The organism is Massilia paldalensis, from assembly GCF_044901715.1.
Lineage (GTDB): Bacteria > Pseudomonadota > Gammaproteobacteria > Burkholderiales > Burkholderiaceae_D > Telluria > Telluria paldalensis.
Genome location: NZ_JBJCIU010000004.1, coordinates 202,597 through 223,485, shown reverse-complemented (window position 1 = coordinate 223,485; position 20,889 = coordinate 202,597). Strand labels below are relative to the sequence as shown.

Annotated in this window: 12 protein-coding genes; 5 read left to right on the top strand and 7 right to left on the bottom strand. The window is 66.1% G+C overall.

From position 1 onward, the window contains the following. Window positions 1-29 precede the first annotated feature (29 nt). The 7 genes from ACI1V7_RS20325 to ACI1V7_RS20295 form a co-directional block, all read right to left on the bottom strand. Complete coding sequence (locus tag ACI1V7_RS20325) at window positions 30-4,175, bottom strand: glycosyltransferase (protein ID WP_404533624.1); 4,146 nt, start codon at window positions 4,173-4,175, stop codon at window positions 30-32. A 2-nt stretch (window positions 4,176-4,177) separates the two neighbouring features. Continuing rightward, a complete protein-coding gene (locus ACI1V7_RS20320) occupies window positions 4,178-5,500 on the bottom strand; it encodes an FkbM family methyltransferase (RefSeq protein ID WP_404533623.1) in 1,323 nt (440 codons plus the stop codon). Next, window positions 5,497-6,720, bottom strand: coding sequence for an ABC transporter ATP-binding protein (locus tag ACI1V7_RS20315; RefSeq protein ID WP_404533621.1), 1,224 nt, complete (start codon window positions 6,718-6,720; stop codon window positions 5,497-5,499). The genes ACI1V7_RS20320 and ACI1V7_RS20315 overlap by 4 nt, the downstream gene beginning before the upstream one ends. Then, window positions 6,720-7,526, bottom strand: a complete 807-nt coding sequence (locus tag ACI1V7_RS20310) for an ABC transporter permease (RefSeq protein WP_404533619.1) — start codon at window positions 7,524-7,526, stop codon at window positions 6,720-6,722. The genes ACI1V7_RS20315 and ACI1V7_RS20310 overlap by 1 nt, the downstream gene beginning before the upstream one ends. A gap of 302 nt (window positions 7,527-7,828) precedes the next feature. Then, on the bottom strand, window positions 7,829-8,566 hold the full coding sequence (locus tag ACI1V7_RS20305) for a Crp/Fnr family transcriptional regulator (RefSeq protein WP_404533617.1): 738 nt from the start codon (window positions 8,564-8,566) through the stop codon (window positions 7,829-7,831). A 17-nt stretch (window positions 8,567-8,583) separates the two neighbouring features. Beyond that, window positions 8,584-9,858, bottom strand: a complete 1,275-nt coding sequence (locus ACI1V7_RS20300; RefSeq protein WP_404533614.1) for a tetratricopeptide repeat protein — start codon at window positions 9,856-9,858, stop codon at window positions 8,584-8,586. Continuing rightward, window positions 9,855-11,756: a CHASE2 domain-containing protein gene (locus ACI1V7_RS20295; RefSeq protein ID WP_404533612.1), complete on the bottom strand. Its 1,902-nt coding sequence runs from the start codon at window positions 11,754-11,756 to the stop codon at window positions 9,855-9,857. Before ACI1V7_RS20295 ends, ACI1V7_RS20300 begins: the two co-directional genes overlap by 4 nt. Before the next feature lie 192 nt (window positions 11,757-11,948). On the opposite strand from ACI1V7_RS20295, the gene ACI1V7_RS20290 reads away from it, so the two are divergent. The 5 genes from ACI1V7_RS20290 (at window position 11,949) to ACI1V7_RS20270 (ending at window position 20,707) form a co-directional block, all read left to right on the top strand. Then, the gene (locus tag ACI1V7_RS20290) at window positions 11,949-13,343 is read left to right on the top strand and encodes a FecR family protein (protein ID WP_404533611.1); all 1,395 of its coding nucleotides are present in this window, start codon (window positions 11,949-11,951) and stop codon (window positions 13,341-13,343) included. A gap of 415 nt (window positions 13,344-13,758) precedes the next feature. Next, window positions 13,759-15,921 (top strand): DUF4214 domain-containing protein, encoded by a 2,163-nt coding sequence (locus ACI1V7_RS20285; RefSeq protein WP_404533610.1) that lies wholly within the window; start codon window positions 13,759-13,761, stop codon window positions 15,919-15,921. A gap of 239 nt (window positions 15,922-16,160) precedes the next feature. Then, window positions 16,161-17,945 (top strand): type I secretion system permease/ATPase, encoded by a 1,785-nt coding sequence (locus ACI1V7_RS20280; RefSeq protein ID WP_404533608.1) that lies wholly within the window; start codon window positions 16,161-16,163, stop codon window positions 17,943-17,945. Window positions 17,946-17,975: 30 nt separating this feature from the next. Continuing rightward, a complete protein-coding gene (locus ACI1V7_RS20275; protein ID WP_404533606.1) occupies window positions 17,976-19,328 on the top strand; it encodes an HlyD family type I secretion periplasmic adaptor subunit in 1,353 nt (450 codons plus the stop codon). Between the two features lie 2 nt (window positions 19,329-19,330). Continuing rightward, window positions 19,331-20,707: a TolC family outer membrane protein gene (locus tag ACI1V7_RS20270; protein WP_404533605.1), complete on the top strand. Its 1,377-nt coding sequence runs from the start codon at window positions 19,331-19,333 to the stop codon at window positions 20,705-20,707. Window positions 20,708-20,889: the final 182 nt, after the last annotated feature.

The window sequence follows — 20,889 nt, the reverse complement described above, 5'->3', positions numbered from 1 at the left end:
CCAGACGGCCCGATGGGGCCGCCGTGGCGTTACCGGGACGGGAACAGGATGGTCATCAATTCGCGCGCATTGTCGGACCAGGTGCGCGCGGAGATGCCGGTGGAGGCCGGTGCCCGGCCTTCCGCGTTCGCGCGCAGCCACGCCTGGACGGCGGCGGCCAGGGCCGCGCCATCGGCGCCGGCGAAGTAGCTGGCATGGTCGCCCGCGACTTCGCGGAACACGGGCAAGTCGCGCGCCAGCAGCGGCACGCCGTGGCGCGCGGCCTCGATCAGGGGCAGGCCGAAACCTTCCCCCTCGCTGGCGACCAGCAGGCAGGCGCTGGCCGCGTAGATCCGATCCAGGTACTCATCGCTGGCACCGTGCAGCACGAACAGGCGGCGGCCCAGTTCCGGATGCTTGCGCAGGCGCGCCATCAACGCGGGAATGGTGCGGCGCTTGCTGTCGGGCAAGCCTTTCCAGCCCTCGCTCCCGACGATCGCCAGCCGCGCGTCGATGCCTTGCGCCCAGAGTGCCTCGAAGGCATCGAGGGCCTGGGCATGGCCTTTGCGCGGCTCGATGGTGCCGACCATGGTAAAGGTCGGCGCGGCGGACATGCCGGCCAGGACCGTGTCGGCATCCGGCGGCAGGCCGGTGCTGGGATCGGAGGCGTTGATGTCGGCCCCGTGATGCAGCACAGCGAACTCCGGCAGCCTGCCGACGTTTTCGGCGCCCAGCCAGGCACGGGTCTCGTCGGCCACGGCAGCGCTGATGCACACGAGACAGTCGGCTGCGCCGCCGACCGCGCGCAGCCAGTCGGCGAATTCGCGTTCCGCGCCGGGCGGGAAGAACGCCGGCTGGAGCACGGGCAGGATGTCGTGCACCATGAAGCAGATGCGCACGCCGGCGGCGCGCCAGCGCGCGTACACGCCCGTCCGTGCGGCTTCGGCCACGGCGCGGGGGAACACGTCCGGGCTGTAGAACACGTCGCCATCGGCGACATGGACTTCATCGTCCTGCACGCCGTCGCCGACAGTGCCGACGAGATCGTGAAGGTAGCGGCGCGCATAGCGGTAGTGCCAGCGGCCGCCGTCGTCGCTCAGGTAGACCGGCAGCACCTGCAAGTGCCGGTTCTGCAGGTGCAGCAGCGCAAGCAGCTGGGCCCGCACCACGCGCTGGATGCCCGTCTTGAGGTCTTCGCGGACCAGCGCGGATACGTCCACCAGCAATTGCGGCGTCATCCCGTCGGCCGTCATGCTGGCGTGGTGGCGGTCGCGGACGACGGCATCCATCAGCTGTTGCGCGCTCTGCTGCCAGGTCAGCCACGGCATGCCGGCGGATAGCGGCGCCTTGCCGGCCGCGTGCAATGCCAGCCAGTCTTCGATGGCGGCAGCCAGTTGTTCCGGGTTGGCGGCGTCGAAATAGAAGGCGTGGTCGCCGGCCACTTCGCGGAAGACGGGAATGCCGCGCGCGATGATCGGCAAGCCTTTCTGTGCTGCCTCGATCAGCGGCAGGCCGAAGCCCTCGCCTTCGGACGCGGCCAGCAGCGCCGAGCTGTGTTCGTACAGCTGCAGCAGCATCTCGTCGGATACGCCGTTGAACCAGAACAGCTGCCGTTCGCGCTGGGGATGCGACTGCAGGCGGTCCGCCAGCGCGTCGACCAGCCAGCCGTTCTTGCCGACGATGACGAGATTGAGCGCCACGCCCTTCGCCCACAGCAGCTCGCAGGCGGCCAGCGCCTGGGCCTGGCCCTTGCGCGGTTCGAGCGTGCCGACCATCAGCAGGGACGGGGCCACCTGCAGCGCCTGCAGCGCCTGCGCGGCATTGTCCGGCAGGCCGCGGCTTGGCACGCTGGCGTCGATGTCGGCGCCCAGGTGGAAGTGGGCCAGCTTGAGGGGCGCCAGGCGGCGGCTGGGACGCTGTGCCAGCCAGTCCTCGAGTTCGTCGGCCACGGCGCGCGAGATCGTCACGATGCCGTCGGCCACGAGGGCGATGGTGTCGATGAAGTCGCCGTAGTATTTTTGCGCGCCGAACGGGAAGCAGTCGGGGCGCAGCAGCGGCAGCAGGTCGTACACCGTGAACCAGATCCTGACACCCCTGGCGCGCATGGCCTGCAGTTGCGGCTGGTTCTGCGTGGTCATGTTGGTGGCCAGGTCCAGGCCCAGGAACACGTCGTCGGCGCGTGCCTCGATCGGCGCATCCTCGAGCGCGAGCGGCGGCACGTCCAGCATGGCGCACGTGAAGCGGCGCGCATAGCGGTAGCTGCGGTTGCCGCCTTCGCTGTACACCGGTTCGATCCGGTAGCCGGGCGGCGGTTCCTTGATCAGCGCCTGCACGATGCTGCGCACCACGCGCTGGATGCCGGTCTTGTAGTCGGCCTGGACCAGTGCCGAGATGTCGACCAGCAGCTGGCGCGGCGCCATCGGCAGGGTATTGGCGGCCATCATGGCGGCGGTCTCGATCAGCGCGGCGTCGTCGGGCGGGCGCGGCGTGCCGGACGCGCTCAGGTCCGCCACCAGCCGGCGCCGCAGCGCCGGCGCGCTGGCGCGGGCGAAGGATTCGATCGCCTCGACGTAGAGCGCGCCGACGGCCGCCGGCGCATGGTGGCGCGCGACGTGGGCGCGGCCCGCCTCCGCAAGCGCGGCGCGGCGGGCCGGGTCGGCGTGCAGCGCCGCGAGGGCCGCGGCGAGGGCGTCGTCGTCGAAGACGTCGTCCAGCATCCACAGCGTGTCCGGCGGCAGGTCGGCGGCGGCGCCATGGGCGTTCACGATGGCGGGCAGGCCGTGCATCAGGCAATCGAGCACGGAGGCCGAGGTCTCGCCGCGCGTCTGGGCGCGCAGCTGCACGGCGCAGTCGCTGGCCGCCAGCCAGTCCTGGTAGGCGGCGGCATCGACGAAGCCGGTGATGCGGATGCGGGAGACGGCCGCGCTGGAGGCGATCTTGCGTTGCAGCTCGATGCCGTAGGGACCGGCGTCGTTGGCGCCGACGAATACCAGGCGGCAGCGCGGATCCGCGGCCAGCGGCGAAGCCAGGAAGGCATCGAGCAGGCGGTGATTGAGCTTGGTCGCGCCCAGCATGCCGAAGCTGCTGACGATGTATTCGTCGGGCCCGATGCCCAGGCGCGCCCGGGCGGCGGCGCGGGCCGCGCCCGCATCGGCATCCGGCGCCATCTGGCCGCGCAGCAGGGGAATGGTGCGCCAGCCGTCGGCGCTGCCGGCGCCATACCACTGCTCCGCCAGGCGGCGCGAAAAATCGCTGTGGACGATGACGCCGGCGGCGCGGTCCAGCACGTCCTTGTTGCACGGGTACTGCCAGATCGTGGCATTGCGGCCGTGTTCGCGGTGGTCGCGCAGGCCGGTATAGCCGTGCGACGCGTACAGCGCCTGCAGGAAGGCCTCGGGCACGTCGCCGTCGCGCTCCATGTTGTCCAGCACGCCGCTGAGGAAGAAGTCGTGCAGCACCACGGTGCCGGGATGGCGGCGCAACATGGCGAACATGTGCTTGTGCGCGTTCGAATTGCCGAAGTGGTACAGGACCCGGTCGTAGGACGCGCCATGGCGCATGAAGTGGTCGACGTCGCGCTGGGGGAAGCGCTGCAGCGATGCTTCCGGCGCCGCGCCCGGCGTCAGCACCAGGTCGATGTCGTAGTGGCGCTCCAGCTCGAGCAGCAGTTCGGCGCTGTAGTCGGCGATGCCCGAGTGTTCCGGCGGCAACGGCGACACCATGGCCAGCGACGGCTTCGTGGCCGGCGCGGGCGTTGCACCGGGAGCCGCCGCGCGCAATGTCTCGAGCGCGCTCCACAGTGTCACGGCGTCGCCGCCAGCTGCCTGCAGCGAGGCGGCGCGGATGATCGCGGCGCCCGTTACCGATGGCGGGGCGTCGCCGCCGGCCTGCCACGTGCCGAGGATCGCGTCCGGCGCCAGCGCGGCCAGGAAACCGGTGCGCAGCGTGGCGGCGGCATGGCGGCGGAAGGCGTCGCCGGCGCCTGGCTGGGCGTAGACGTGGAAGCGGCCGGGCGGCAGCAGGCCGTCCAGCGCGACGCGCAGCACCTCGACGTCGGCAGGATGGCGGCCGCTGAGGGCCACGTGGACATCGTGGTCGCCGGGCGCGCGCAGCAGGGCCTTTGCCAGGCCGAGCAGTGTGGCCGTGTCGTGAGAAGGCGCCGCTTGCGGCGCGTGGAAGTCGATAATCAGGCGCATGGTCATTCTTTGTGCGGTGCGTAGGCGTGGCGCAGCTGATCGAGCGCGTCGCGCGCGGACTGCGGCAGTTCGCGTAGTGCGTGCGGCACGGCGCTGGCCGGAATGCCGTGGGCGGCGGTGGCCTGCTTGGCGGCGGCGAGGGTGCGGGCGGTCCAGGCCTGCAGGCGGGGCGAACGCATGATCAGCGGCAGCAGCGTGCGGCGCAGCCATTCGCGCGAGGTCAGCCAGCGAAGGCCGCGGCGCGCGGCGCCCCTGGCCTTGCGGCGCGCGAGGCCGGCCATGCTGTCGGGGCCGCGGCGCATGATGAAGCGCAGCGGCGCGGTGATGCGCCACGAGCTGCTGGACAGCACGGCGAGCAGGCGCTGTTCCATGTCCTTGCCCCAGGCGGCGCTCGCATGCAGCTGCGCGGTGACGCTCTGGTTTTCCAGGCGCAGCTGCTCGCACTGCTGCGCCAGCACGGCGGCTTCCTGCGCCGCCTGCCGGTGCAGGGCCTGGTGCGCCAGCGCGCTGCGCTCCATCTCGGCCGCGCTGCGCTCCATCTCCGCCGCACTCCGTTCCAGCGCGGCGGCGTATTTCTCCACGGCGTCCAGGCGGGACACGTTCTCGCGCAGCGCCTCGATCTGGCGCCACGCGCTGTCCAGGTGGTGGGGAATGTAGTCGTCGAACACGTTCGGCTGGATGCCGAAGCGCGCCAGCAGCTCGGGCCGTTCCTCGGCCACGTAGTAGCGGTTCAGGCCGTCGAACCAGGCAAAGCGGTAGCGCTGGCCGGTGACCAGGTGTTCCCAGGTGTCGTGGTTGGTCTCGCGGCTGCCGGGGACGGTCGCCTCGATCACGAGCACCCACGGGCGCCAGCGCGCGAAGTCCATCCCGCGCAGCACCTCGCCTTCGAAGCCTTCGACGTCGATCTTCAGGAAGTGGATGTCGCCGGCCACGTGTTCCGCGCACACCGTCGCAAGGGTGCGGACCGGCACCTTGAGCTCGGCGACTTCGTAGCCGTCGGCGCGGTGCGCTTCGGCCACGCCGCGTTCCGGCGACGCCCAGCCGCGCACTGCGGGCACGTCGTACAGGGTCAGTTCGCCGTCCTGGCTGCCGGCGGCGATGCCCAGGTTGATGTCGCGCGGACGCTGCTCGACGAAGGCGGCGACGTGCACCGGCAGCGGTTCGATGTTGATGCCGTGCCAGCCCGCGTCGTAGAAGGCCTTGGTGACCGAGTGCTCGACCGGGTCGTTGGCGCCGACGTCGATGTAGAAGCCGTGCGCGATGTCGCCGAGCGCGCGCCACAGCAGCACGTCTTCGTTGTTCTGGGCGTAGGAAATGAATTTCATGGGCGATGGATGTCGATGACGGGGTCGAGCCAGGCCGAACCCTCGAAATGCGGCCGGCGCATGTTCATCACCGTGAACACCAGCGCCAGGTCGCGCCATTCGTAGTTGTTGACGAGGTGGGTCTCGGTGCTGACGATGGCCGTGGCGACGGAATAGGTGCCGGCGCCGAGGTTCATCGGGAAGCGGAAGCGGTAGGTGATCTCCTCGCCGGCTTCGACGTCGTCCAGCGGCAGCTCCTTCAGGTGCGTGTTGGTGCCGTACATGGGCTGGCCGAGGCGGTCCTTGATCATGTAGCCCAGCACCATGCGCGGGATGCGCGCCTTGGCCGCCACCTTCACTTCGAGGGTCACCTCGCTGCCGACGTCCACCACTTCGACGCGCTGGCCGTCCTGGTCGAGCAGGGCGATGTCGGCGACGGTCGCCTCGCCGGTGCCGGACACGGTCTGCACCTTGCCCTCCGGCGTCGCGTTCAGGCGCACGGTCTCGTTCTCGCGCTCGGCGATCATGGCGTTGTAGTAGTCCATGATCTCTTCGGGCGGGCCTTCCTTGGCCAGGCGGCCGCCGTCGAGCAGCAGGGCGCGGTCGCACAGCGTCTGGATGGCCTGCTTGTCGTGCGAGACCAGCAGCAGCGTCGTGCCGTGGCGGCGGAAGCTGCGGATGCGGTCGAAGCTCTTGTGCTGGAAATAGGCGTCGCCCACCGACAGGGCTTCGTCGACGATCAGGATGTCCGGACGGCGCGCGGTGGCGATGCTGAAGGCGACCCGCATCTGCATGCCGCTCGAATACACGCGCACCGGCTGGTCCATGTAGTCGCCGATCTCGGCGAAGGCTTCGATCTCCGGCATCAGCTGCTGGATCTCGTCGACCGACATGCCGAGCAGCTGGCCTGCCATGAACACGTTCTGGCGTCCCGTGAAGTCGGGGTGGAAGCCCATGCCCAGCTCCAGCAGCGCGGCCACGCGGCCTTCCATGTGGACGCCGCCGGTGGTCGGCTGGGTGGTGCCGGTGATCAGCTTGAGCAGGGTGCTCTTGCCGGCGCCGTTGATGCCGATCAGGCCCACGGCTTCGCCCGGCTCGACCGAGAAGCCGATGTCGCGCAGGACCCATTTGAGCTTGTGGCGGGGGCGGTTGCCGGGCAGGATCCATTCCGCCAGGCGCGACCAGCGGGTCGGATACTGGCGGTAGGCCTTGCCGAGGTTGGAAACGACGATGCGGCCCATCAGAGTTCGTCCACCATCTCGCCGGCGCGGCGGCGGAACAGGCGCAGGCCGAGCGCGCACAGCAGCAGCGCCAGCAGCAGCACGGGCAGCAGCGCCACCCAGTCGGGAGGAACGCCTTTCACGAGCACCTGCTGGTAGGCCTCGACCAGGCGCGCCATCGGATTCCAGCGCAGCAGGTCGCGTACTTCTGGCGGCAGGATCGTGATCGGATAGACGACCGGCGTCAGCCAGAACCAGAACTGCATGGCGATCGTCACGAACTGGCCGACGTCGCGGAAGAAGACGTTCAGCACCCCGGCGATCATGCCGATGCCGATCGCCAGCAGCAGCTGGATCGCCAGCACGGGAAGGATGGCGAGGAACACCGGACCGGGGAACGTGCCCGAGGCGACGAGGAACACCGTGAACAGGCCGAAGATGATGCCGAAGTTGACGAGGGCGTTCAGCACCACGATCAGGGGCAGGCAGATGCGCGGGAAACTGATCTTCTTGATCAGGTTGGCCTGCTCCAGGAACATGGCCTGGCCGCGCGCGACGATCTCGGCGAACAGGCCCCAGGTGAGGATGCCGGCGCACAGGTAGATCGAATACGCGAAGCGCGCGTCGGCGCCGGCGCCCGGCAGCTTGCTGTGCATGACTTCGGAGAAGATCACGGTATAGACCACGATCATGGCCAGCGGCGACAGCAGGGACCACAGGGCGCCCAGCATCGCGTTCATGTATTTCGCCTGGAATTCGCGTTTGACGCTGCCCAGCACGAAGCCGCGGTAGAGCCATAGGCCGCGCAGCATCTGCGGCGCGATCATGATGCGGAGGGCACGGAGGAGTGCGTGAGGTGTTTCTTCATAAAGTGGCAAGACCGTTCGAGCGCAAAATTATACTCTACGGTATTGCCACACAATTGGTACTTTGTAACGAGGTTTGGCGCACATGTCGCGGCGGGCACGTCGTCCCGGCGCAGGAGAACCGTCGTCCCGGCGCAGAAGAACCGTCGTCCCGGCGCAGGAGAACCGTCGTCCCGGCGCAGGCCGGGATCCAGGTTTGCGTGCGCCGCGGCGCAGCGACATTGAGCCCCTGCCTGCGCAGGGGCGACGGTTTCACGGTCGAATCAGACGCCCTGCACCAGCCTCTGCAACGCACCCGGATCGAGGATGACGAGCCGGTTCGCTTCCTTCTGCACGATACCTTGCTGCACCAGCGTCAGCAGCGCGCGGGTGACGGTCTCGCGGCTGGTATTGATCATGTTGGCAATGTCCTGGTGGGTCGGCAGGTTTTCCACGACGGCCTGGGCGCTGCCGTCCTCCGCCTTCTTTTGCAGCAGCGACAGGTAAGTGTAGATACGGCGCGCCGTGTTGTTGATGCTGAGGACGGCACGGAATTCCGAATCGCGCTGGATCTTCTGCGCCAGGTGCTTGAGCATCTGGCGCGCCACGCTGGGCGAGTGCGAGAACAGGTGCAGCGCGGTGGCCGCCGGCAGGAAGGCGACCAGCACGTCGCTGATGGCGACCACCGAGGCGGAACGGGTCGAGTCGTTGATCAGCGCGATCTCGCCGAAGAAGTCGCCCGGCTCCAGCATGCGCAGGCCGATCGCGCGCCCATCCTCCGTGATGTCGACCACCTGCAGCTGGCCGGAAAGCAGGAACAGCAGGGCGTCGCCGTTGCCGCCCTTGTGCAGGACGACGTCGCGCTTGTTGAAATGGCGGAAACGCAGTTCCGGCCGGATCTGCGCGATTTCCTCGGGAGACAAATCGGCCAGCAGGGGAATCTTGCGCAGGTGCACCTGGATCTGCACTTCCTGCGGCACCTGCACGGGTTCGGAATGGGAGACCTTGCTGAGAGCGGTCATGTGGACATCTATATCGATCAGGGTTGCCAACGCCAGCTCAACTGGAACTGGCGGTTATTGTACTGAAAGATCTCGATGTTTTCCCGGTTTCGTACCGCCCGCGCGTCGAATACCAGGCTGTGGTTCTTGTTGATCGGATACGTCAGCGTGCCCCGCAGCACCTGCGTCGCCTGGTCGCGGGTCTGCGGAATCAGCAGTTCCGGCGCGTACGGACGGGCGCTGCGCCAGGTCTGGCGCGTGTAGCCCGCTTCGCCCGTCAGGCCGCCCGGCAGCGCGGCGCGCACCAGCAGATTCAGCAGCTGCCCATGGCGGTTGCCACCCGGGCGCTGGGCGTCGCCATGGTCGTTCAGCAGGCCCAGGCTGGCGCTCGCGTACACGCTGCTGCGCCGGTACGACAACTCGGGCCGCAATTCCATGGTGCGGGCATCGAAGTTCGCCAGGCGCCGGTAATTCGTCCACGTATGGCCGGCCATGAGGTTGAACACGGTGTTGCTCGGCAGCGACAAGGGCGGCGTCACGCGCAACTGGCCCTGGGCCTGGCGCTGGTAGGAATGCCCGCCCAGCGTGACGGTACCGGCCACCAGCGTCGAGCGCAGCACCCACTTGCCGAAGCGCCATGGCGACTCGATGCCGCCGAACAGCGAATCCGTATCGTAGTTGCGCAGCGCATCGTTGCGGCGCGACTGCAGCTGGGCGAAGCCGATGGTGCCGTTGGGCGTCAGGTCGCGCAGGTATTCCACGCCGGCCACCGTGTAGTCGTCGCGCTTGGGCAGGAAGTCGTCCAGCAGCGGCAGTTCCAGCGAGCCGTCGCCCAGCTTGAGCGTGGAGGTGCTGGCGCCCTGGTTGACGTTGTGGTCGATGCCGCGGCCGAACGTCAGCGCCAGCGAGCTGCTCGGCGTCCACGGACGGCAGCCTTCCTCGCGCGTCTGCGAGATCAGCTCCAGGATGCCGCGCGAAGGCTCGAAGCGGGTCTCGATCGTCGCGAACAGGCGCTCCGCTTCGTCCGCGTTGCCCAGGCTGCACTGGATCAGCGCCAGGTCCAGCCAGGCGCCGGCATGGCGCGGCTCCTGCTCGATCAGGCGCTGCAGCGCGCGCGACGCGTCCGTGCGGCGGCCTTCGGACAGCGCCAGCAGGGCGTCCTGGTACAGCGCCTGCTGGGCGGCTTCCAGCGCTTCCGGCGCGCCAGCCTGGGCTTGCGCGCAGGCTGGCGCGGCGAGAGCGGCCAGCAGCGCCAGCGTGGCCGGGAACAGGCGGCGCATCATCGGGAGGTGCGTCATCAGGCCGTATGTCATCGGGCGGCGCCTGCCGGTTGTGGATCGGGATGCGTACTGCCTTCCTGCTTCATGCTGGATTCGAGGGTATAGAGAATGGTTGGCTTTTCCTTGCCGCGCAGCCGGCGCTCGCCCAGCAGCAGGAAGCGGTGGCGCCGGGCGCGGTCGACGGTGCCGGCGCCGATGATGACGTCATGGGGAAAATCGCGCGCCACCTGTTCCAGGCGCGAGGCGGTATTCACGCTGTCGCCGACCGCAGTATAGATGCTGCGGAAGGACGTGCCGAAATCGCCGGCCATCGCGGCGCCGCTCTCGATGCCGATCCGCACCCGCAGCGGCGCATGGCCGGCGGCCTGGTGGCGCGCGCTCAGGGCCTCCACGCGGCGCACGATCTCGCGCGCGGCGTCCAGCGCCAGGTCCGCATGCTCGGCGATCGGCAGCGGCGCGCCCCAGAACGCAACCAGGCCGTCGCCCGTGTACTTGTCGAGCGTGCCGCGGGTCTCGATCACCGGTCCCGTCAGGCAAGCCAGGAAGTCGCGCGTCAGCCGCGCCGCGTCGGCGACGGGCAACGCTTCCACCTGGCTCGTGTAGCCTTCCATGTCGGCGATCAGCGTCGTGACGTCGAGCTGGCGCGGCTTGAGGGGATCGTCCGTTCTGCTTCTCAGCAGTTCCTCGACCACCGACGGCGCAACATATTGGCGCAACGTCGAGAGCAGGTGGCGCGAACGGCGCTGGGCCAGCTGCCACTGGTAGGGAATGGCGACCGCCAGCAGGAACAGGTTGCTCGCCAGTGGGCCGGCAGGGGAAAAATCCGGATCGTGGCGGCTGGCGACGAAGGCGATGGCCAGCCACAGCATCGAGCTGGCGGCCAGCAGCCCGACGCTGGCGGCTGCCGCCAGGCGCGGAAAGGCGAGGGTGGCGCCGAGAGTCGCCAGCAGGGCGTACGCGCAGGCGATCAGGCGTCCCGGCCACGGCGCCGGCGCCATGCCGGCCTGGCGGTCCAGCAGGGTGGTCAGCATGTTCGCCTGCACGCCGAGCCCGGGCCGGTTGGCGCCGAGCGGCGTCGCCACGCGGTCGGCCATGCCCAGCGACGACGAGCCCACCACCACCAGGCGGCCGGCGGCGCTGGCCGGATCGATGCCGCCGTCGAGGATGTCGGCGGCGCCGACCACCGTGTAGGCGGCCCAGTCCCGGTCGAAGCCGACCCGGATGGTGTTGCCGTCCGGGCGCGGCGCGGGCCGCCCGGAGCAGCAGTCGAGCAGGGCCAGTGCCAGGGCCGGATACTGGCGGCCCTCGAACTCGGTCAGCAGGGGGACGCGGCGCAGCGCGCCGTCGGCATCGGGAATGAAACCGATCGCGCCGACGTGCGGGGCCGCCGCCAGCGCGGGGTAGTTGCCGATGAAGCCGGTGGCCGGCACGCCACCCGCCGCGCGGGGATCCGCGCCGCCCAGGGCGCCCACGCGTACGGGCAGTTCGCGCGTGCGGTTGAAGTCGAAAGCCTGGGCCGGCACGACGGGACCGTGGCGCGCCAGCAACGCCAGGCGCGTATCGCCGCCGCCCTGATGGCTTTCCGGCAGCAGGATATCGAGCGCCACGCCGCGCGCCTCGTAGCGCGTCAGCAGCATCTCCACCAGGTCGGCGAGCCGCTCGCGCGGCCAGGGCCAGGGGCCGATGCGGGCCAGGCTGGCTTCGTCGATATCGACCACCAGCACGCGCGGCTCTTCCCGCGTATCGACCCGCAGGCGCAGGAAGGCGTCGCGGATCCATTCTCCGGGCAGGAAGGAATTCGCGGGCAGCGGCCCCCACTGCGCCCAGAAGGTCAGGGCGACCGCAGCCAGCGCGATCAGCCAGCGCGGGAAGGACTGCCAGGTGCGGGGGGAGGCCGGCGTGGCGGAGGGAAGGGGGGAAGGGATGGCCACGCCTGTCTGGATGGGATGTTCGTTCTCGAATGCGATGAAAGTATAACCGTAGTGTTGCTCTCGGACATTATATTATTGATATGACTGTGGTTTTTTGCTGTGCGCAAGCGAGCCGGGCTGCGTTTACAATGTGACGGTTATCACAGAATCGCTTTCGCCTGTTGCGGTAGATTCGGCGAAAAGGAAAAAACCATGTGGCGTTCACTTGTCTTCATCGCACTCGCGTGCGCGGCCCAGGCGGCCCAGTCGGCGGAAGCCGGCAAGATCATATTTGTGGCCGGCAAGGCCAGCGTGGCGGACCAGCCCGCGGTCGATGGCGCACCTGTGCAGGAAGGGCAGATGCTGAGCACGGGCGCCGACGGCTTCCTCTATATTAAGACGGTCGATAATGGCCTGTTCATCCTGCGTCCGAACACCCAGGCGCGCATCGCCGCCTACCAGGTGGATGTGCAGAAGCCGGCCAACACGCACGTCAAGTTCGAGCTCCTGAGCGGCGTGGCGCGCAGCAAGTCCGGCGATGCGGTGAAAAAGGCGCGCCAGAACTTCCGTTTCAACACGCCCGTGGCGGCAATTGGTGTGCGCGGGACCGACTTCACGGTCTTTACCGACAACGAAACGTCGCGCGTGGCCGTGCTGTCCGGCGCGATCGTGATGAGTGGCTTCGGCGGCGCCTGCGTGCCGGGCGGCGCCGGACCGTGCGAGGGCGACGCCAGCCGCGAGCTGAGCGCGGCCCAGCGCGGCCTGCTGTTACAGGTGCAGCGGGGCCAGACGGTGCCGCAGTTGCTGCAGGGAAGTCCGCTGTCGCCGGATCAGGTGTCGCCGCCGCGGGCGGATGAGCCGCTGGCGCATGCGGGGGGCGCGAGTGCGAGCACTGGAACGACGACGCAGCCGAACCTGGATGCGCAGAAGACGGTTGACCTGGTCAAGGTGGTCGACAAGCCTTTGCCGCCGCCAGTAAAGCCGGAGCCTCCAGTGGTGCCGCCGGTGACACCCCCGGTGATACCACCGGTTGTCACGCCTATACCCGTGCCACCGCTTGACGCCAGTCTGGTTCTGCCGGATCGCGGTATCGTCTGGGGGCGCTGGCAGGTCGTGGCTGGTTTGCCGCCGGATTTAAACCTGAGCCAGACCAAGGAGAACAATCAACTGCTGGTCATTAACGGCAACTACGCGCTGTTCCGCACCTTGGGCACAGACAGCTTTGTCGCGCCAAACAATGGCAACATCGGCTTCCAGCTCAAGGGCGGCGAAGCGTTCATTTATACCGATTACTCGCCTTCATTCCGCATCGAGACGCCGGCGACATTGAGTAACGGCACGTTGACAGTAGACTTCGGCAACAAGAGTTTTGCCACTGGCATCAATCTCACCAGCGGTACCGAGTCGTTCAAGTTGAGCGGCACCGGTACTGTCGGGTTGGATGGTCAGCTTAACGGTGATTTGCCCAATGGGCAGACGGGAGTGATGAACCTGCAGGGGCTGTTGAGCAAACAGAATGGTGGGTCGGCTGCGTATATATTCGATACACGCCTGGATGACAAACGCAGTGCTAATGGAGTTACCTATTGGCAACAAAATGCCAGGTAGGCAGACTCGTTGACAACGAAAGCCCCGGCGAGTCCGGGGTTTTTCTTTGTGTATGTCCTGGATGGTATTGAAAGATTATTTTGAAATCTTATCGATACATTATTTTTCTGATAACGCTTACAATAAGTTGCTAAGCTTATTGTGACTATTGGATAGTATTGAAAGAATTCTTTTAGCAGTCATTGCTGCTCTGAAACATGCTTCTTGCGTGTTCAGTAATACTCTTCGATAATGTCTGCCGATTTGTTTGTCTGGAATTTACAAATGTCAGACAAGAATCTTCTGTAATTGTGATCGTGGTCACATCTTTCATGATTGGACCTCTGTCATGATGCGGAACGTTGGACGGCAGGACACATTGTCAATCTGCAGTTTGATATAACTCACTGATCGATCGATCTACATTGGAGCAATAATGGCAACGACTTACTACAACGACATCCAGAAACTGTACGTGGCGTACTTCAACCGTCCTGCTGACCCGGCAGGTCTGGCTTACTGGGAAACCGTCGTCGAAGGCGCAAAAGGCAGCACCGCTGCAGTTTCGGCTTCCTTCGCTGCTTCGGCCGAATACAAGGCTGCTTACGCCAACATGACGAACACCCAGATCGTCACCGCCGTGTACCAGAACCTGTTCGGCCACGCTCCGGACGCAGCCGGCCTGAAATACTGGGCTGACCTGCTGGATGCCAAGACCACGACCATCGACGCAGTCGTGACCAACATCGCTGGTGGCGCACAAGGCACCGACCTGACCGCGTACAACAACAAGGTGACCGCTGCTACCGCCTTCACCGCTGCTGTCGACACCGACGCAGAAAAAGCTGGCTACACCGGCGACGCCGCCAACAAGATCGCCAAGGCCTTCCTGGCTGGCGTGACCGACAACCTGTCGCTGCAGGCTGCGACCGGCCCGACCGCACTGAACACCACCGTCGCTTCGGCCGTCAGCGCTGGTACCGCCTTCTCCGTCGCTGGTGCCCTGGCCCAGCTGAACACCGCCAACAAGGCTATTACCACCTTCGTGCAGGGTGTGGACGTCGACAGCAACCCGGCTACCACCACGGTCGCTGCGGACATCACCGCTGCCAAGGCTACTGCGCTGACCAAGGTCGCTGGCGACCTGGCTGGCGGTGCAGCCGGCACCTCGGGCGCCCTGTTCACCGCTGACACCACCACGCAAAGCGTGCGTGACGCTCTGGTGAGCGCACAACAAGCAATCAACTCGGCTGCTCTGAATTCGGCACAAGCTACCGTGACCGCTGACAACGCTGCCATCGCCAAGGTCACTGGCCTGGGCGACGCTGCATCGACCCTGGCTGCTACCCTGAATGTTCAGAAAGCCGCTGTCGCTGCTGAAGTCACCACCCGTGCTGACATCAGCGCTAAGGAAGTTTCGTTCGGTATCAGCAATTCGGGTACCACGGTGAAGTTCGTCGCCGCTGTCCCGGCTGACAACACCACCACCCCGGTCACCCCGGCGAAACCGGCTATGCTGCAGTTCGACCAGACCGTCAACGGTACGACCACCACGGTTACCCTGGCAACCATCGGCACTGACGGCACCGCGACCGTGAACTCGGCGCTGAAGGCGTCGGATTTCACCGGCCTGACCGAACTGATCGCTTCGTACAACGCCGAAGTCAACGCACAGGCTGCAGTTGTCAAAGCCGGTAACAACGTCACCGACGCGCAGCTGGCAGTGAACCTGCTGGACCTGGCCCCGGCAACCGTCACCAACAACGGTACGACCACCGATGTGAAGATCGCCGTCACCGGTGCAACCACCAAGGCTTACAACGGCTCGTTTACCGAAGCTGACCTGATCAGCAAGATCGTTACCGTCATCAACACCACGCTGACCGACAGCACCAAGATCGCTGCTGGCACGACCCCGACCGTGGCTCAGATCAACACTGCACTGGCTGTGACCGGCGCAGCTACTGACCAGACCGCGTTCAAGGATCTGACGGCTCTCGTCAATGCAGAGAAAGCTGCATCGGGTGCTACCTACAACCCGCTGACCGCGAAGCTGACCGCTGATACCGCCGCCGTGGACAACGCTACCAAGGCAATCTCGACCCTGGCAAAAGACGTCGCTGCCCTGCAATCTGCAAGCGCCAACGCTGACACCCTGGCTGGCCTGCAGGCAACTGCTGCTGCTTACACCAAGGTCCTGACCGACAAGGGCTACGTGGTGACGAATCTGGACGCGACTCACACGTCCAACTTCGCTACCGCCGCTTCGGACATCTATGTCGTCAACCCCAGCCAGGCAACTGCATCGATCGGTGCATTCGGCCTGCAAGGTACCGACTCGGTGTTCGTGGGTTCGGGTTATACCCTGGTCAAGGGTGCCATCGGCGCGACCGGCGTGACCGGTAACAACGCAGCGCTGGAAGTGTTCGTCAGCAGCAGCAACGGCAACACCATCCTGCAAGTCGAAAACCACGCTTACAGCTCGAGCGTTGTTGGCGGCACCGGCGAAATCGTCACCATCACCCTGACCGGTGTCGATGCTTCGACCATCAAGATGGACGCTAGCGGCATCATCACTTCGGGCACCGCAACTGCCTAATATCAGTTCCAGGCCTGATTCTCAGGTCTACTGACTGACAACCCCGCCTCCGCAAGGAGGCGGGGTTTTTCATTATCAGTCCTGCACGTTGTCGCAAGAACGCGACCCTTGCTCATCCTCACTTCAAAAATTTGTGATGTACATCACAAATTTTCGCCATTTTCATAGATAATGTGCGCGCAAGCGATTTCTCTACGGTCACACATTTAGTCGCTGCTTTTGACCTTCTACAGAGACACATGAAAAAATTTCTGAATCCCCAGACCGAGATCGGCCGCATCCTCCTCAGTTTCAAAGGGACGTTCTATACCGTCGCTGCCTTTAGCGCGATCGTCAACCTGCTGGCGCTGGTGCCGTCGCTGTACATGCTGCAGGTTTACGACCGCGTCCTGTCGAGCCGCAACGAGATCACGCTGCTGATGCTGACCGTGATGATGCTGGGCGCTTACCTGTTCTCGGGCGCGCTGGAGCTGATCCGCTCCTTCGTGCTGGTGCGTGTCGGCGCGCAGTTCGACATGAAACTCAACCGCCGCCTGTACACGGCCGCCTTCGACCAGAACCTCAAGCTGGGCGGCTCGAACGCCGGCCAGGCGCTGAACGACCTGACGACGCTGCGCCAGTTCCTGACCGGCAATGCGCTGTTCGCCTTCTTCGACGCGCCGTGGTTTCCCATCTACCTGATCGTCATCTTCTTCTTCGAGCCGTGGCTGGGCCTGTTCGCGCTGTGCGGCGTGGTTATTCTCGGCATCCTGGCCGTCGTCAACGAGCGCGTCACCTATGCGCCGCTGAAGGAAGCCAACACCATGGCCATCACGTCGAGCACGATGGCAACCAACAACCTGCGCAATGCCGAAGTGATCGAATCGATGGGCATGCTGCCCAACCTGATGGCGCGCTGGTTCAAGACCCACGGCCGCTTCCTGAGCCTGCAGGCCCAGGCGAGCCAGAAGTCCGGCACCATCACTGGCGTGACCAAGTTCTTCCAGATGTCGCTGTCGTCCGGCGTGCTGGGCCTGGGCGCGCTGCTGGTGCTCGACAACAAGATCACGGCCGGCATGATGATCGCCGCGTCGATCCTGCTGGGCCGCACGCTGGCCCCCGTGCAACAATTGATCGCCGTATGGAAGAGCTGGAGCAGCACGCGCAGCGCGTTCGACCGCCTGAGCCTGCTGCTGGAGAAGAATCCGGCGCGTGCGGCGGGCATGCCGCTGCCGGCGCCGCGCGGCCAGCTGAGCGTGGAAAACGTGCTCGCTGCGCCCCCGGGTGTCGGCAACCCGATCGTCAAGGGCGTGTCGTTCGCGATCCAGCCGGGCGATGTGCTGGGCATCATCGGCGCGAGCGGTTCCGGCAAGTCGACCCTGGCGCGCCTGCTGGTCGGCGTGTGGCCGGCCATGGGCGGCAAGGTGCGCCTGGACGGCGCCGACATCTTCTCCTGGAACAAGGCCGAGCTGGGTCCGCACCTGGGCTACCTGCCGCAGGACATCGAACTGTTCAGCGGCACCATCTCCGAGAACATCGCCCGCTTCGGCGAGATCGACGCGGAAAAAGTGGTGCAGGCGGCCAAGCGCGCCGGCGTGCACGACATGATCCTGCGCTTCCCGCAAGGCTACGACACCCCGCTGGGCGAGGGTGGCGCGGGCCTGTCCGGCGGCCAGAAGCAGCGCCTGGGCCTGGCCCGCGCCATGTACGGCGACCCGGCGCTGATCGTGCTGGACGAGCCGAACTCGAACCTGGACGAAGTCGGCGAGCAAGCCCTGGTGCAGGCCGTGATGGACCTGCGCCAGCGCGGCAAGACCATCGTCCTGATCACCCACCGCCCCAGCGCCATCAGCGTGACGACCAAGCTGCTGCTGATGAACGACGGCACGGTCCAGGCGTTCGGCCCGACCAAGGACGTGGTGGCCGCGATCAACGATGCAACCCAGAAGGCCCAGGCCGCCCAGCAGGCGCAGGTCGCCGCGCAGCAGGCGGCACAGCAGGCCGCGGCGGCCGGCGCCCAGGGCGGCGCTCCGGCCACGGCCTGAGCAACGAACGATACCAACGAAGGTAAATAGATGAAATTGTTGAAGAACGATGTGGCGCAAGTCATCTCGCACGATGTGACGCCGCTGGAAGTGAATACGGACGCGCGCTCGTTCAGCCGCATCGGCTGGCTGATCGTGCTGATCGGGTTCGGCGGCTTCCTGCTGTGGGCCCTGTTCGCACCGCTGGACAAGGGCGTGCCGCTGTCGGGTACCGTGGCCAAGGAATCGAACCGCAAGGCGATCCAGCACATGACCGGCGGTACCGTGAAGGAGATCCTGGTCAAGGATGGCGACGTGGTCAAGGAAGGGCAGGTGCTGGTGCGCATGAACGGCATTCTGGCCAAGTCGGCCTACGAGACCAGCGAAGCGCAATACCTGACCGCGCGCGCCACCCAGGCGCGCTTGACCGCCGAGCGCGACGGCCTCAAGACCATCAAGTTCCCGGCCGACCTGGAACAGCGCCGCAACGATCCGCGCATCATGGACATGATGTCGCTGCAGACCCAGCTGCTGTCCTCGCGCCAGATGTCGCTGCAGAACGAACTGGGCAGCGTGGACGAGAACATCGCCGGCCTCAAGGAGCAGATCCGCGGCCTGGAAGAATCGCGCGACAGCAAGAAGACGCAGATGGGCTTCCTGAAGGAGCAGCTGGACGGCATGCGCGACCTGGCCAAGGAAGGCTACGTCGCCCGCAACCGCCTGCTCGACCTGGAGCGCACCTACGCCCAGCTGAGCGGTGCCGTATCAGAAGACATCGGCAATATCGCCCGCGCGCGCCGCCAGGTGCTGGAGTTGAACCTGCGCAAGTCGCAGCGCGTCCAGGACTACCAGAAGGAAGTGCGTACGCAGCTGTCCGATACAGAGCGCGAGGCCGAAGCCATGGGCGCGCGCATGGAAGGCCAGAAGTTCGAGGTCGACAACGTCGAGGTCAAGTCGCCGGTGGCCGGTACCGTGACGTCCCTCGCCGTGTTCACCCAGGGCGGCGTCGTGCAGCCAGGCTTCAAGATGATGGAAATCGTGCCGACCGACGACCCGCTGGTGGTCGAGGGCAACCTGGCCGTCAACCTGATCGACCGCGTGCATCCGGGCCTGAAGACGGAACTGATCTTCTCGGCCTTCAACGCCAACAAGACGCCGCACATCCCGGGCGAAGTCGAGCAGGTGGCGGCCGACCGCAGCATCGACGAACGCACCGGCGCGCCGTACTACAAGGTGCGCGTGCGGGTGACGCCGGAAGGCCAGAAGCTGCTCGCCCAGCACAAGCTGGACGTGCGTCCCGGCATGCCCGTTGAGCTGTTCGTGAAGACGGGCGAGCGCACGCTGATGAACTACCTGCTCAAGCCGGTCTTCGACCGCGCCAAGTCGTCGTTGTCGGAGGAGTGAGCGTGACGAAGACGAACAAGCGCGGCGCGCTGCGCCGCGGTACGCTGGCGCTCGCCGCCGGCATGGCGGCCCTGATGGCCGCGGGCCAGGCGGGCGCGGTCAGCCTGCAGCAGGCTTATGAGGCGGCGCTGAAGAACGACCCGACCTACCGCATGAGCTATTACGATAAGGAGTCGGCGCAGGAAAACCGCATCATCGGCCGTTCCTACCTGCTGCCGAGCGTCGGAGCCAGCTATTCGCTGCAGCGTAACGTGGCTGACACCGATACGTTCCAGACGGTCAACCCCTACACGGGAGCGAAGGGTCATGTGCTGGACAACCCGAAGTACCTCAGCCGTTCGTCGGCCATCCAGGTACGCCAGCCGATCCTGAACCTGGACGGCATCGCGCGTTACCGCCAGGGCAAGGTCCAAGCCAAGCAGGGCGAAGCGGCCTACGCGGCCAGCGGCGACGAGCTCGCCGTGCGCCTGGCCAGCGCCTACATGGACGTGCTGTTCGCGGAAGACCAGGTGGCGTTGTCGAAGGTGTCGCGCGACATGTATGTCGAGATGATGCACGTGAACCAGCGCCTGTTCGAGAAGGGTGAGGGCACCCGGACCGACATGCTGGAAACGCAGGCCCGGCTCGACTTGGCCGAAGCCCAGCTGACCGAGGCGCAGGACAACGTCGTCGCCGCGCGCGAGACGCTGGCCGGCATCATCGGCATGGATCCCGGCAACCTGGACACGCTGGCCGACGGCTTCCGTCCGACGACCCTGCCGCCGGGCAGCTTCGAGGACTGGGAAAAGACGGCCCGCGAGAACAACAAGGAACTGGCTGCGGGCCGCCTTGCGGTGGAAAGCGCGCGCCTGGAGATCAGCAAGCAGAATGCCGGCCATTACCCGCGCGTCGACCTGATCGCCGCCTACAGCAAGGGCGATGCGGAATCGATCAATACCTATACCCAGAGCTCGACCAACCGCGCCATCGGCGTGCAGGTGAACGTTCCGATCTACCAGGGCGGCGCCATCAGCGCAACGACGCGCCAGGCAGCCGATGCCTACGGGCGCGCGCAGTCCGACCTCGATGCGCGCACCAGCCGGGTGATGGTCGAATTGCGCAAGGCGCACAGTATCGTGCTGTCGAGCGTGAACAAGATCGGCGCCCTGGAAAAGGCGGTCGAATCGGGCACGCTGCTGATGAAGGCGACGGAACAGAGCATCAAGGGCGGCGTGCGCATCAACCTGGACTTGCTGAATGCCCAGCAGCAGCTGTATACGAGCCAGCGCGACCTGGCGCAAGCCCGCTACTCCTACCTGATCGGCCTGCTGCGCCTGCGCGCCGCGGCGGGGACGCTGGATGCGTCCAGCGTGCGCGAGATCTCGGCGTTCTTCCGTTGATAAGCTTTTTCCGACGCCAACCCACTGCCCATGCAGTGGGTTTTTTTTATTTATCGCAAGCGTTTCATCCGGCGTCGGGTTATCTGTCTAACACATCCTTGCTTTCAGCGCATTTCCAGAAAAAAATCTTTTCTTTCAATAACTTAAGAGCGCTGATGCACGGTTGAGTGCGCCTCTAAAAA